This window comes from Isoptericola sp. NPDC055063 (assembly GCF_053608125.1).
In genome coordinates, this window is record NZ_JBSGUW010000005.1 from 35,810 (window position 1) to 48,880 (window position 13,071).

14 protein-coding genes are annotated in these 13,071 nt (G+C 72.2%); 12 read left to right on the forward strand and 2 right to left on the reverse strand.

Annotated features, from left to right (window positions below):
- Positions 1-38: 38 nt before the first annotated feature.
- Both ACWF41_RS07465 and ACWF41_RS07470 read right to left on the reverse strand, forming a co-directional pair.
- Entirely contained in the window at positions 39-1,292 is a 1,254-nt protein-coding gene (locus tag ACWF41_RS07465; RefSeq protein ID WP_380315166.1) for a mandelate racemase/muconate lactonizing enzyme family protein, read from the reverse strand.
- 65 nt (positions 1,293-1,357) lie between these two features.
- Positions 1,358-2,026, reverse strand: coding sequence for an RraA family protein (locus ACWF41_RS07470; RefSeq protein WP_380315169.1), 669 nt, complete (start codon positions 2,024-2,026; stop codon positions 1,358-1,360).
- A gap of 72 nt (positions 2,027-2,098) precedes the next feature.
- Here ACWF41_RS07470 and ACWF41_RS07475 point away from each other — a divergent pair, with 72 nt between their 5' ends.
- From ACWF41_RS07475 to ACWF41_RS07530, 12 genes are all read left to right on the forward strand, one after another.
- Positions 2,099-2,818: a FadR/GntR family transcriptional regulator gene (locus tag ACWF41_RS07475; RefSeq protein WP_380315172.1), complete on the forward strand. Its 720-nt coding sequence runs from the start codon at positions 2,099-2,101 to the stop codon at positions 2,816-2,818.
- Between the two features lie 475 nt (positions 2,819-3,293).
- A complete protein-coding gene (locus ACWF41_RS07480; protein WP_380315175.1) occupies positions 3,294-4,205 on the forward strand; it encodes a bifunctional DNA primase/polymerase in 912 nt (303 codons plus the stop codon).
- A gap of 397 nt (positions 4,206-4,602) precedes the next feature.
- A complete protein-coding gene (locus tag ACWF41_RS07485; protein WP_380315178.1) occupies positions 4,603-5,391 on the forward strand; it encodes a hypothetical protein in 789 nt (262 codons plus the stop codon).
- Complete coding sequence (locus ACWF41_RS07490) at positions 5,384-6,388, forward strand: ParB N-terminal domain-containing protein (protein ID WP_380315181.1); 1,005 nt, start codon at positions 5,384-5,386, stop codon at positions 6,386-6,388. The genes ACWF41_RS07485 and ACWF41_RS07490 overlap by 8 nt, the downstream gene beginning before the upstream one ends.
- An 11-nt stretch (positions 6,389-6,399) precedes the next feature.
- The gene (locus tag ACWF41_RS07495) at positions 6,400-7,101 is read left to right on the forward strand and encodes a hypothetical protein (protein ID WP_380315184.1); all 702 of its coding nucleotides are present in this window, start codon (positions 6,400-6,402) and stop codon (positions 7,099-7,101) included.
- 10 nt (positions 7,102-7,111) lie between these two features.
- The gene (locus ACWF41_RS07500) at positions 7,112-8,302 is read left to right on the forward strand and encodes a M23 family metallopeptidase (RefSeq protein ID WP_380315187.1); all 1,191 of its coding nucleotides are present in this window, start codon (positions 7,112-7,114) and stop codon (positions 8,300-8,302) included.
- Positions 8,299-8,592: a DUF6112 family protein gene (locus tag ACWF41_RS07505; RefSeq protein ID WP_380315190.1), complete on the forward strand. Its 294-nt coding sequence runs from the start codon at positions 8,299-8,301 to the stop codon at positions 8,590-8,592. The genes ACWF41_RS07500 and ACWF41_RS07505 overlap by 4 nt, the downstream gene beginning before the upstream one ends.
- 33 nt (positions 8,593-8,625) lie before the next feature.
- On the forward strand, positions 8,626-8,934 hold the full coding sequence (locus ACWF41_RS07510) for a DUF6112 family protein (protein WP_380315193.1): 309 nt from the start codon (positions 8,626-8,628) through the stop codon (positions 8,932-8,934).
- Between the two features lies 1 nt (position 8,935).
- Positions 8,936-10,243: a conjugal transfer protein TrbL gene (locus tag ACWF41_RS07515; protein ID WP_380315196.1), complete on the forward strand. Its 1,308-nt coding sequence runs from the start codon at positions 8,936-8,938 to the stop codon at positions 10,241-10,243.
- Positions 10,240-11,694, forward strand: a complete 1,455-nt coding sequence (locus ACWF41_RS07520; protein WP_380315199.1) for an SCO6880 family protein — start codon at positions 10,240-10,242, stop codon at positions 11,692-11,694. Before ACWF41_RS07515 ends, ACWF41_RS07520 begins: the two co-directional genes overlap by 4 nt.
- A 246-nt stretch (positions 11,695-11,940) precedes the next feature.
- The gene (locus tag ACWF41_RS07525) at positions 11,941-12,483 is read left to right on the forward strand and encodes a prepilin peptidase (RefSeq protein WP_380315202.1); all 543 of its coding nucleotides are present in this window, start codon (positions 11,941-11,943) and stop codon (positions 12,481-12,483) included.
- Between the two features lie 43 nt (positions 12,484-12,526).
- The gene (locus ACWF41_RS07530; RefSeq protein WP_380315204.1) at positions 12,527-12,985 is read left to right on the forward strand and encodes a hypothetical protein; all 459 of its coding nucleotides are present in this window, start codon (positions 12,527-12,529) and stop codon (positions 12,983-12,985) included.
- Positions 12,986-13,071 lie beyond the last annotated feature (86 nt).

Below are 13,071 nucleotides of genomic sequence, written 5' to 3' on the forward strand. Positions count from 1 at the left end.
GCGGTATCGCCGCCGGCCCGTGTGCCGTCGTGCGCCCGTCAGGCGGCAGGTTCCCCGAAGACGGGCTCGCCCGCCTTCGCCCAGCGGCGGACGACGTCGAGGTCGGGCTCGACGCCGATGCCTGGCCGGTCGGTCACGGCGATCTGGCCGCCGACGAGGAGCGGCTCTGTGACGAGCTCGTCGAAGAACGGCACGTCCTGGGCGTGGAACTCGAGCGCGAGGAAGTTGGACCAGGTCGACGAGAGCTGCGCCGCGAAGGCGGTTCCGACCGGTCCGGCGATGTTGTGCGGGGCGATCGACAGGCCGCGGTCCGCGGCGGCGGCCGCGAGGCGTCGAGCCTCGGAGACCCCGCCAAACTTCCCCAGGTCGGGGGTGACCACGGCCAGGGCGCCGCCCTGGACGACCTCCTCGAACGAGCGGTACCCGATGAGGTTCTCGCCTCCGCCGAGGGGCGTGCTGGTCGACCGCGCCAGGGAGAGGAGACCCGCGACGTTCTCCGGCGGCATGGGGTCCTCGAGCCACAGGATCGGCACGTGCGACACCGCCTCGGCGAGCCGGGCCGCGGACCCGTAGTCGTAGCGCCAGTGCAGGTCGAACGCCAGCTCGACGTCGGGCCCGGCACCCGCCCGGATGGCGTCGACCATGTCGCGCGCGAGCGACTCGGCCCCGGGCGGCATGGTGCGCGACCCCGGGCGGACCGGCAGGAGACCCGGGACGTCGAGATCGAACTTCAGCGCGTCGAACCCTCGCTCGACGGCCTCCGCGGCACGCCGCGCGAGCAGGTCGAGATCCACCGGTTCGGTCTCGGCGTCGATGTCGAACAGGCTGCGCCCGATCGTGCCGTCGGCCACCGCCTCGCCGGCGGCCCAGCGGGGCCGACGGATGTCGAGCATTGGGCCCAAGCTCATGAGGCCGGACCCGCCGTGACAGTCGGCGTACACCCGGACGCTGTCGTGGAAGCGGCCGCCGAGCAGCCGCCACAGCGGGACGCCGAGCGCCCGCGCGTTGAGGTCCCACAGCGCGGCGTCGATGCCGGAGAGCGCGTTGTGGATGATCCCGCCTACCGACCCGGCACCCGACGCGGCCGCGCGAAGCCGCGCGAGGACCGCTTCGACGTTACGCGAGTCGTCCCCGACGGCGAGCTCCGCCATGTGGTTGACGATGCGTGTGAGCCCGGGAGCGAAGAAGCATTCTCCCCAGCCGACCACGCCGTCCTCGTTCTCGACCCGGACGATGGTCCAGTCGAAGTTCGCCTCCACCACCGCGGTGGTGATCGACCTGATTGCGCTCATCGCGCTGTCCTTCCTGATCGTCGTCGGCCGTGCAGGGCCGAGCGGTGGAACACGGTTCGGGGTGCTCAGAGCACGCCGAAGGTGGCGAACGCCTCGGTCGTCGACATTCCGCCTCGAACGGCGGCCAGGACCCGGTTCTCGGTCGCAACCTTCTCGAGCGCCCTCTCGACCACCTCGACCTCGACGTCCTGCGGCACGACCACGACCCCGTCACGGTCGCCGAACACGAGGTCGCCCGGGGTGACGAGCACGCCCCCGACCTCGACCGGCGTACGGAAGTCGAGGACCGACTTCCGCGCGCCGGCATCCTGCGCGTACCCGCCCCGGCTGAAGACCGGGAACCCGTGCTCGAGCACCCCCGCGGTGTCACGGTGGAACCCGTCGATGACCGCGCCCGCCGCGCCGCGCCGCGTGGCCGCCACTGTCAGGATCTCGCCCCACCCCGCGGCGAGCCCCGCGCCGTTGTACGCCAGGTACACCTCACCGCGGCGCAGGTCGTCGAGGGCCTCGGTGAGCCGCCCGAACGGGTTGCGCTGGACCCCGAAGACGTCGGCGATCAGGACCGGCATGGCGCGTCCGATCACGACCATGTCGGTGGCGATCGGCCGGATCTCGGGCGGGAGGAACTGGTGGTGACGCCCGATCTGGTCCAGGACGTCGCAGATCACCGGGGCATGGAGGGCACGCAGGTCGGACGCGGACCATCGGCCCGCCACAACAGCTTCCGTAGTCATATTTGCAACTTATCAGAGAAGCAGTGAAGCGACCAAGATGTTAGGTTGGGGCATCCTGACGAGAGAGGACCCATGGCCGAGTCGCAGTCGAAGCCGCTACGCCGTTCGTCGCTCACCGACCAGGCGACCGCCGCCCTCCTCGAACTCATCCAGGACCGCGGCCTCGCCCCCGGCGACCACCTGCCCCCCACCAACGAGCTCGCCGCGACCTTTGACGTCAGCGTGCCGGTGGTCCGCGAGGCGGTCTCCGGGCTCGCGGCGATGGGCGTCGTCCGCCGGCAGCAGGGCAAGGAGAGCGTGATCTCCGTGCCCGACGCCTCCCACCTGAGCCTGCTGCTCCGGTTCCGGGTCCAGCACCCGGACGGCGACGACGACCAGGTGCAGGAGTTCCGGGAGGTCGTCGAGGTCGGCAACGCACGGTTGGCCGCATCCCATGCCGACGAAGCATCGCTCGCAGACGTTCGCGCTGCGTTGGCGCACCTTCGCGCCGTCGAAACAGAAGAGGAACTCCACACCGCCGACGTCGGGTTCCACGCCGCCGTCGCGCGCGCCGGCAAGAACGACCTCCTCGTCCTGACACTCGGGGCCCTCGAACCTCTGCTGCGGCGCCAGCGCGAGCACGTATGGCGCGGGTGGGTGCAGGCCGGAGGTGACCTGCAGACGATCATCGAGGCGCACGCGAGGATCCTGGACCGCATCGAGGCCCGCGACCCGGAGGGCGCCGCAACGGCGATGGCCGACCATCTGTTCCACCACGCTCGCGTTGTGCTCCCCCCGGCCGAGACCGATTAACACCTCCGGGTCGGGACGCGCGACCATCACCGCGTTCCGCAGACCGGAAACACCAAAGGTCCCGCCCTCGCGGGGGACGGGACCTTTCGGGCACGAGCGGTACGGCGTCTAGGTCAGAGGTTTGACGCGACAACCGTGCTCTGACTGTGAGGATCGCGTTCGCAGCCTGATGGTGCTGGGCTGGGTCGGTGGTGGCGAGCACGACCTGGAATTCCGTCGGGTAGGCGTCGGCCCGGTGAACTTCCCTTCGAGAGCGGCGTCGCGACGACCGCACTTGGGATGTCACGTCTCTGTGCAGAGACCCGGGGGATGGTCCGCCAGCAGTACCCAAGGGGATCGGCGCAAGCATTCTTGAACCTCTCCCCGTACGCACCCTGACCTGCCCCGACGGCTCCCCCTCGAGTGCGTACGGGGCGCGTACGGGGTGGGGTACCCCGTACGTTTTCGGTAACGCACCCGGCCCAGCGTGGGGTGCATGGAACGCACCACCACTTCCGCGGGTTGGTCGCCGGCGACGGTCGTCGCGGCGTCGGCTGCACCGACGCTCGGGGAGGCAGCACTCGTCTATGTGCGGGCGGGGGCGGTCGTCTTCCCCTGCCGGCCGGAGGGGAAGGCACCGCTGACGCGGCGTGGCTTCCACGAGGCCTCCCGCGACGAGGAGCAAGTGGCCGCGTGGTGGCGGCGCTGGCCCGAAGCGAACATCGGCCTCCCGACCGGGGCCATGTCCGGGGTGGACGTCGTCGACGTCGATGTGCACGACGGCGGCAGCGGGTTCGGCGGGTTCGAGCGCGCCCGACGGGCGGGCCTCGTGGCCTCGTGGGCGTGCCTGGTGCGTACGCCGTCGGGCGGCGTGCATGCCTACTTCCCGCACGGGCTCGAGCAGCGGTCGTGGACGATCGCCACGGCGCACGTCGACTTCCGTGGGGACGGCGGGTACGTCGTCGTCCCGCCGTCCCGGTGCCGGACGGCGGACCGTGTCGTACGTGGGTATGAGCTGCTGGTAGCAGCCCACCACGAATCGGCGCCGGTGGACGCGGCCGCGCTGCGGGGCCTGTTGGTGCCGCCGCGCCGGGGTCCTGTTGTGGGCGCCGCGCCGGTCTGGGATGCGTCGCCGCGCTACTTGGCCGAGTGGGTGGCCGCGCGTCCGGAGGGTGGCCGCAACGGCGGGCTGTTCTGGGCGGCGTGCCGGATGGTCGAGGGCGGCTTCGACCGCGACTCGGTGTTCGGCCTGCTCGGCGAGGCTGCCGAGCGTGCCGGGCTCGGCCGGCGGGAGGCGACGGCCACGATCAGCTCGGCGTTTCGCCGCACCGGTCCGCGTGAAGCGGGCGCCCGAGGACGCAACCACTCACACGCACAGTCCCGGTCGAGCGAGGCGGTGGCCCGATGAATGAAGACGAGCGCGAGCGGGACGACGACCAGCGCCGTCCGCTCCCCCGCCCCACGAGGCCGCCGCGGCACCCTCAACTGGCCGTGCGCGACCACGCACCGACCGGGCCCTCCGACGTCGAGCCCACGGCGGACACTGAGGCTCCGGCGGGGCCGGAGGTGCCGTGGGTGCGTCCGTCCGAGCTGCCGTTGACTGTGGTCGCTCCGGTGCTCGGCAAGGTCGTCGATCGGAGTCTGGCGGCGCAGTCGAGAGCGACGCGGCCCGTCGTTCTCGCCCCGGCCGTGGTTGCGCGTGCGGCAACACGGCGGCTGCGGGCCCGGCGGGCGGCACGCCGGCCGAAGGGGCTGGACCGATGAACGCGACACCACGGTTCACGCGTGCGTCCGGGCTGCGGCGGATGCTGATCGAGCTGCACCGGCGCCCGGCCGGGTGGGAGGAGACGGAGGCTCGGGAGCTGCTGCGCCATTGTGTCGAGCGGTACCGGGGCCTGGCCCGCAAGTACGGGCAGACGGGTGAGGACGCTGCCACCGCGGCCTATGAGGCGCTCACCGCGCCCGCGACACGCTGGGCGCGGGATCCGTGGGGTGTGGTGACCCAGGCAGTGCAGCGCACGCTGCAGGCGGAGCACCGGGCGAACGGTCTGTTGTGCGGGGTCGAGCAGGCCCGGCACCTGATGCATGAACCGCTGTTCGATGCTCAGCGGTTCGCCGAGCACGTCTCGGTCGAACGCGAGCTCGCCGCCGACGACACCGGCGTCGACAACTCCGTCCTGGGCGCCGCAGTTGTCGAAGGGCGGTCGGCACGGTTCGTGCCGGCGGCCGATGCGCTGGCCGAGGCGGTGAGGGTGTTCTCGTTCTGCGGCTGGCCGGCCGACGTCGCGCGGTGCGCACTCGAGCTGATCTGTTCGCGTCTCGTCGAGGCCGGGCAGCGCCGTCGTGCGTTCGAGTACCTCCGACGCCACCGGGAGGGGTGGGGACACCTTGATCTGAGCCAGGAGCAGTGGACGCGGGTGCTGACGGTGGTGCTGGGTGCGCAGAATCCCGACCTTGCCGCGACGGACCTCGGACGCGGGCTGCTGTGGCGCCTGGTCGTCGGCCAGTCGCGGGAGGAGATCTGCGAGGACGTGCGAGTCACGAGCGCCCTGGCGATGTCGGCGCCCCCGTGCCTGGAGGTGCGGTATGCGTGAGGCGAAGGACTACCTGGGGGCCGAGCGTTCCGTCTCCTCGATCACGGTCGGCATCCGCCACCGGTCCGAGCTCGGTGACCTCAGCGCGCTGATGGCGTCGATCGAGCGGGTCGGCCTGCTCCAACCGATCACGGTCACCCCCGACGGGGTGCTTGTGTGCGGGCGACGGCGCCTGGAGGCGATCATCCGGCTCGGCTGGACGAGCGTGAAGGTGTGGGTCCGGGCCGGGATCTCCGATCCGCTATCCGGCCTGCTCGCCCAGCAGGACGAGAACGCGCTGCACAAGCCCCTCGCCCCCACCGAGGCCGCCAGGCTCTACCGGGAGCTGAAGGCGGTCCTGGCCGAAGACGCACGCCGCCGGCAGGAGGCCTCGCGCTTCGGCACGGACGGCGACGTCGGGGAAGAGAACGGTGGTGGGGACTCCCCACCACCGCGCAACGACCACACCCGTAGCCGGGCTCGGGCCGCGCACATGGTCACGGGTTCCGAGTCCTACCAGCGTCTGGAGCAGATCAGTCGCATCCAGAACGTCATCGACGACGAGTCCTACCCGCTGGAGGTCCGCCGTCTCGCCGAGTCCGAGCTCGACAAGATCAACGACGGCGGCCCGGTCGACCCCGCATACCGGACCGTGATCGAGGCCGTCGCGCTCAGCTCGGCCGCTCCGAGATCGGCTGACGAGCCCTGCCTCGATGACGAGCCGACGCCGGAAGAGATCGCCGAGCTGAGCACGAAAGCGTTCGCGCGAGCCAAGGAGGAACGCAAGCGCCGCGTCGAGCTGCTGTCCTCGCACCGCACCCCGCCGACGCCGGTGAAGCGTTCGGTCACGGCGCTGGTGATGTCGTGGGCGGACCTGGACGGCTGGACCCAGCACTACGACCCGGCCGAGGTCGCCGCCAAGCTGAGCGACTCCGACTGGGCGATGCTCGAGCGGACCGTCGCCGAGTCCACCCGCTTCGTCGACCTCGTCCGCGCCGCGCGTGCGGGCGCGGCGTGAGGAGGCCGACGATGCTCCCGCTCCGGTGGTCCGCCGCCCGGCCGCTACGCCGGGGACGAATGGTCCTCGGTGTCGCCCTGCTGCTCGCCGCGATCGCACTCACCGCCTTCGTGCTCCTCCCGCGCGGCGATGCCCCCGCAACGTCCATCCCGCGCACGGCCCCACCCTTCCCGGGGCCTTCGACGGCCACGTCCGCGTCGCCCCGGCCGACGTCGGACGAGCTGGCCCCCATCCCAGCGACCACCGACGAGGTCGCGTTCGTCACCGACGTCGCGCACGCCCTCTTCGACTGGGACACGACCGGCCCGCACACGCTCGCCGACCACAAAGGTCGCCTGCTCGCCGTCGCCGACCCCACCGGTGTCGACTCCCCCGGCCTGGTCGCGGACCTCGACGGCTATCTGCCCAGCACGCGGGCGTGGGAGTACCTCGCCGACTACGAGACACGGCAGTGGATCCACGTCACGGACGTCGTCGTGCCGGACCAGTGGGCCGACGTCCGGGCCGACGTCGACGCGGCAGCGGGCGACGGCGACGCTACCGGGCTGACGGCGCTGACCGTCACCGGGGTCCGGCATCGCGCGGGCCTGTGGGAGTCGCGCCCGGTCAGTGAGGCGTTCGATGTCGCGTTCACCGCGGTCGTCGTCTGCGAGCCGGCCTTTCCGCGCTGCTACCTGCTGCGTCTGTCGCGTCTCGATGAGCCGCTGCGGTGAGGAGCCGATCATGAAGCGACTGATCCTCGCCGGTGCCGCGGCCGCGGTGGTGGCTGCCCCGATGGCCGCGGTCCCGCTGGTGGCCCTCACGATGGCCCCCGGTGCGACAGCGTCGTGCCTCGCACCCGAACTCGTCGTCGGGACGGTTCCGGACCACCTCGACGTCACCACGGCTGACGGAACACACGTGCGCCTCGGTCGACACCAGCTCGGCCACGCGGCGACGATCGTCACCGTCGGCGTCCAGATCGACGGCGTCGGGCGGGACGGGGTGCTGGTCGCGCTGATGGCGGCGCTGACCGAGTCGCGGCTGCTCATGTACGCGAACACGACCGCCTACCCCGAGTCGGCGTCGTTCCCGCACGACGCGGACGGCGCCGATCACGACTCCCTCGGGATCTTCCAGATGCGTCCCGCGGCCGGGTGGGGCACCGTCGCCGACCTGATGGACCCGGCCTATCAGGCCCGGGCGTTCTTCGGCGGACCGTCCGGCCCCAACACCGGCAGCCCGCGCGGTCTGCTCGACGTCCCCGGCTGGGCGTCGCTGCCGAAGGCCGCCGCGGCGCAGGCGGTGGAGGTCTCCGCCTACCCCGACCGGTACGCCGCCTGGGAACCGGCCGCCCGGCAGATTCTCGCCGAGCTCACCTCCGAACCGAGCTCGCCGGGGACGGCTTCCCCCGCCCCCGGCGACAGCCGGGCCGCCGTCCTGCCTGTCGTCACGGCGACGGTGTTTCCGCTGCCGGCCGGGACGTGGACCCGCACCAGCGGGTATGGGATGCGCCTGAACCCGGTGCTCGGGATCCGGCGGCTGCACGCCGGCGTCGACCTCGCCGCGCCCGCGGGCACCCCGGTGCTCGCGACGGCGACCGGGCGGGTCACGTATGCCGGGACCAGTAGCGGCCTCGGCAACCACATCATCGTCGAGCACCACGTCGACGGGCAGGAGATGGCCTCGGTCTACGGGCACCTGCGCGACGGCGGCATCCACGTGCGCGCCGGGGACGTCGTGGCCGCCGGGCAGCGCATCGGCGACGTCGGGTCGACGGGAAACTCCACCGGTCCGCACCTGCACTTCGAGATCCGGCCCGGCGGGGCGACCGGTGCCGCCGTCGACCCCGACGCATGGCTCGCCGCCACCGACGAGACACAGGACGCCGAGCGGGCAGCCGGTGCCATCGGCCCGTGTCAGGTGACGCCATGACGGCTGTCGCCGAGACCCTCACGGGCGCCGTCGCGCCCGACTTCGGTGCCGTGACCGCCTCGGGCGAGCTGACCCGGATCATCGGCGCTCTGCTCACCATCACCCTCGTCGTCGCCGTCGGCGCGCTGGTGGTCTGCGCGGTCACCTGGGCCCTGACCGCGTCCAGCGGGCACTGGCACACCGCGATGCGCGCCCGCACCGGTATGTGGGTCGCGCTTGGCGCCGCCGGCCTGGCCGGTGGCGGGACGGCCTGGGTGAACCACCTCCTCGACATCGGGGCCGGCATCTGACCGCCCCACACATCACGGATGCGGAGACCAGTCATGGACATTAACCACGCCGCCGTCGCGCTGGTCGCGGCGCATGTCGACATCGACCCGAACACCGACGGACTGCCCGGCATCGCGCAGCTGCGCACGATCGTCGGCGCCGTCATGACCGTCGGCCTGATCCTGGCGGTCCTGGCTCTGGTCGTCGCGGCGATCGTGTGGGCAATGGGCGCCAACTCCTCCAACCCGCACCTGGCCGGCCGCGGGAAGACCGGCGTGCTCGTCGCACTCGGCACCGCGATCCTGTGCGGCGGCGCGGTCACGCTCGTGAACTTCTTCTGGGACGTGGGGCAGGCGGTCTGACATGGGCGCGTGCGACCTGCCGGTCCTGAACGCGGTCTGTGCAACAGCCGGCGAAGCCGCCGCAGCAACGGTCATCGCCCCGTTCCGCTGGCTCGCCGACGCCGCCGTCGCCGCCGCGGCCTGGACCGTCGACGTGATGTGGGCGGCGTTCGAGACCACGACGTTCGTCGACATCACCAGCGGCCGGTTCACCGCGATCTACAACATCGTCTTCGGCATCGCGGTCTTCGTGATGCTGACCTTCTTCCTCGTCCAGCTCATCGGCGCCGCAGTCCGCCGCGAACCCGCGGCACTGTCCCGCGCCGTGGTCGGGCTCGGCAAAGGCGTCCTCGGCTCGTTCGTCGCCCTCGGCCTGCTGGCCACGGCCCTCGAGATCACCGACCGGTTGTGCCTGGGCCTCGTCGCCGCCGCGGGCACCACCGTCGAGGAAATGGGCGGACGGATCTCCGCGCTCACGGCGGGCCTCGCGCTGTCCAGCGCCGGTGGTCCGGTCATGCCGATCCTGGTGGTCATCGCCCTGGCGGGACTCACGGTCGCGGCGTCGTTCATCGTGTGGATCTCGCTCCTCGTGCGCAAGTCCCTGCTGCTGGTCGCAGTCGTGCTCGCGCCGATCGCGTTCGCCGGCGCCACCTGGGACGCCGCACGCGGCTGGGCCGCGAGATGGGGCGCCTTCGTCCTCGCGCTGATCGCGTCCAAGCTCGTGGTCGTCGTGATCTTCCTGCTCGCCACCGCCCAGGTCGCCGCGCCCATCTCCGCCGACCTGCAGTCGTTCGCCGATCCGATGGCCGGCGTCGTGCTGATGATGGTCGCCGGGTTCGCGCCCTACCTGACCTACAAGTTCATCGGCTTCATGGGCCTCGACGCCCACCACGCCACGTCGGCCGAACAGGAGACCAAGCACGCCCTCGACCGCCCCCTACCGACACCGCACCGCGCCGCATCCAGGCGTTCGCCGTCCAAGGTGCTCGACGACGAGCAGCCCGCACCGAGCGTCCGCGGCACCAGCACGTCCAGCACGCCCGGGAGCCCGGTACTGACGAGCCCACCAGCTTCGACGCCGCGAGGGGCGGGTCCCGCGCCCGCTGCTGGCGCGTCCAGCACGTCGGCGGGGACCGGGGGCAGTGCCGCGAGCGGATCAGGCGGGGTCGGCGGCGGCAGCGCCGCGGCGGGTGCCGGTGCTGCAGCGGGCGGCGTCGCCGCCGGTGCAGCCGTCATCGCAGCGGCGGCCACGGCGGGCCCGAAAGCCGGGCAGGACGTGGCCGAGCACGCAGCCCAGCACGACGAGCACGCGCGTGGAGAAGGCTCATGACCGCCCCACGCGATGACAGCGACGTCGCGCCGGTGAAGTTCTCCCGCCTGGCCAAGCGCGGGGTGCTGCTCGGCCTGTCCGCCCCACAGCTCGCCGTCGCCGCCGTCGCGGCAGCAGCGTTCGTCACCACTCTCTACCTCGGAGGCGACTCCGTGCTCGTCACAGTCCCCGTCGTCGCGACGTGCGCGGCGCTGGTGTGGGTGAAAGTCGTCGGCCGACCCCTGGTCGAGTGGCTCCCGCTCGTCGGCCGCTGGCAGGCCCGCGCCGCGACGGGGCAGCTCGAGTTCCGCGTCCGCATCGGCAAGCCCCGCCCGGCAGGGACGCTCGCCCTGCCCGGGGACGCCGCCCGGCTACGGCAATGGGTCGACACGGACACCGGCGCCGTCTACGTCCACGACCCCAACGCCGCGACCCTCACCGCCGTCCTCGAAGTGACCCACCCGGCGTTCATCCTGCTGGACCCCGCCGACCAGAGCCACCGCATCACCGGCTGGTCCCGCGTGCTGGCAACAGGATGCCGGTCCGGGCGCATCGCGTGCCTCCAGGTCCTCGAACGCACCCTGCCCGACTCCGGCAAGGGCCTCGGCGACTGGTGGACCAGCCACGGCCGCGACGACGGCTCCTTCTCCTCGACCACCTACGCTGACCTGATCCGCCGCGCCGGGCCCACCGGCGAACGGCACGCGACCACGATCTCCATCGCCCTCGACCTGTCGGCCGCAGGCCGGGCGATCCGCGCCGCGGGCGGCGGGATGTCGGGGACCGTCGCCGTCCTGCGCCAGGAGCTCGACACCATCACGGCCGCGCTACGCGCCGCGGACCTCTCGCCGTCCACCCCCCTCGAACCCGGCGACCTCGCCCTGGCCCTGCGCTCCGCGTACGACCCCACCAGGGCCGCCGCCCTCGAACGCCACGGCGCACTCGGCCGCGACCTGGCCACCGCCGGCCCAGTGTCCGTCACCGAATCCTGGGGCCACCTGCGCTCCGACTCCGCCCACCACGCCGTCCTATGGATCTCCGAATGGCCACGGTCCTTGGTCTACCCCGACTTCCTCCACCCCGTGCTCCTCGCCTCAGGGGTGCGGCGCACGTTCTCCATGCTGTTCACGCCCGTGCGCGCCGACGTCGCCGCCCGGGACATCCGCAAGAAGAAGACCGAGCACATCTCCGACGCCGCCCAGCGAGCCCGCATCGGCCAGATCGAGGACGCCGCCCAGAGCGCCGAGTACGCCGACGTCCTCCAACAGGAAGCCGACCTCACCGCCGGCCACGGCATCCTGCGCGCCGTCGCACTGATCTCAGTCAGCGCCCCCACACCCGAGGAGCTCGAGCAGGCCGTCGCCGCCATCGAGCAGGCCGCGGTCCAGGCATCCTGCGAGACCAGGCGGCTGTGGGGCCAGCAGGCCCAGGCGTTCATCGCCGCGGCGCTTCCGCTGTGTCGCCCGGTGTAGCAAGGTCGGCGGCGCCTGGGATCGATGTACTTCCCCATTCCTCGCGGGAACGCGATGCGGCGGAGGCGGTCGGGACAACGTCCGGCGCCGAAGATGCCGCACACCTCCCGGGTACGATCGCGCCGCTCGTCCACTGTCACACCGTGTCGACACCTCCATCGTGGTGTCAGCTCGTACGGTGCGAGAGTGGCAAGCCACGATGCACGCGGTCCGACGTCGTCGCGACGTCCCGACGACAGTTCCAGCGTGCGTGCATCGACGCTCCGGCTCGTGCGGGAGTCGGCGATGCCGACCGTGGTCATGGTCCTCGCGCTCGCTGCGGTGGCGATTGCCTTCGTCGAAGACCGCTGGTTGTCACTCGCCCTGCTCGGGGCCGCGCCGGCAGCAGCCGCGGCCGCAGTAATCGACGCTCGATACAAGCGGATCCCGACGCCGCTCGTGAGGGCCACGGCGGCGGTCGGGGTGGTGGTGTTCACCGTCGCCGCCGTCGCCACGGGCGAGGTGTCATCGGTGGGACGCTCGCTGTTGGCGAGCGTGGTCGTCGGCGCGGGCTACCTGCTGCTGTGGCGATTCGCCGGCCTGGGACTGGGCGACGTCCGGCTCGCGGCGGCTCTCGGGCTCTTCGCTGGCTGGTCTGGCTGGCCGGCGGTGCTCGCGTTCGTTGTGCTCGCGCATGTCGCCGTTCTCCCGCTGGCGCTATGGCAACTCGCCCGCCGCCTACGTGGTGACCTGCCGTTCGCGCCTAGCCTCGTCGTCGGCCTGTACACCGCCATCGCACTCGTGGGGTGAAGCCCGCACCTGCGTGTTGATGCGACCGCGAGGGAGGCTCGCCATGCCGGAATTCGCACGCCCCGTGACGTCGGCAGATGACGCCGCCGAGCACCTGCGGGCCCTCGCGCACGCGACACAGCGGTTCGGCGACCCCGGCGACACGTACTGGGTGACCGGCAGCGTCCTCGCGATCACCCGCCGCCTGCAAGCGGTCCTGGTCAACGTCGCCTCCGCCCACACGGCCCACCGCGATCACGCCCGCACCGACGACGGCAACCAGCTCGAGGGGCGCAAGCACGCCGCCGACGCCGCGTTGACCCTTCGCAGGGCCTCCCTCCTGCTGGAACAGGCCGAGGGCCTGATCGACAAGGCGCAGTCCCACTCCGGTCGGATCGCCTGGCACCGCACCGCTCCCCCCGTGCAAGATGCCGTCCAGGCGGAACCGCATCGCCCGGGCGGGCGGGTCATCGGCCTTGGCCCCCAGCGCAGCCACCAGCCGAAGCCGGGCCGGACCCTCTGATACGCCGCATCATGCTCGGCGAGAAGCCCGGACACGCCTCCGCTGAGGTCGTCGACAACCACACGCGGCTCGCCCATGTGCCAGGG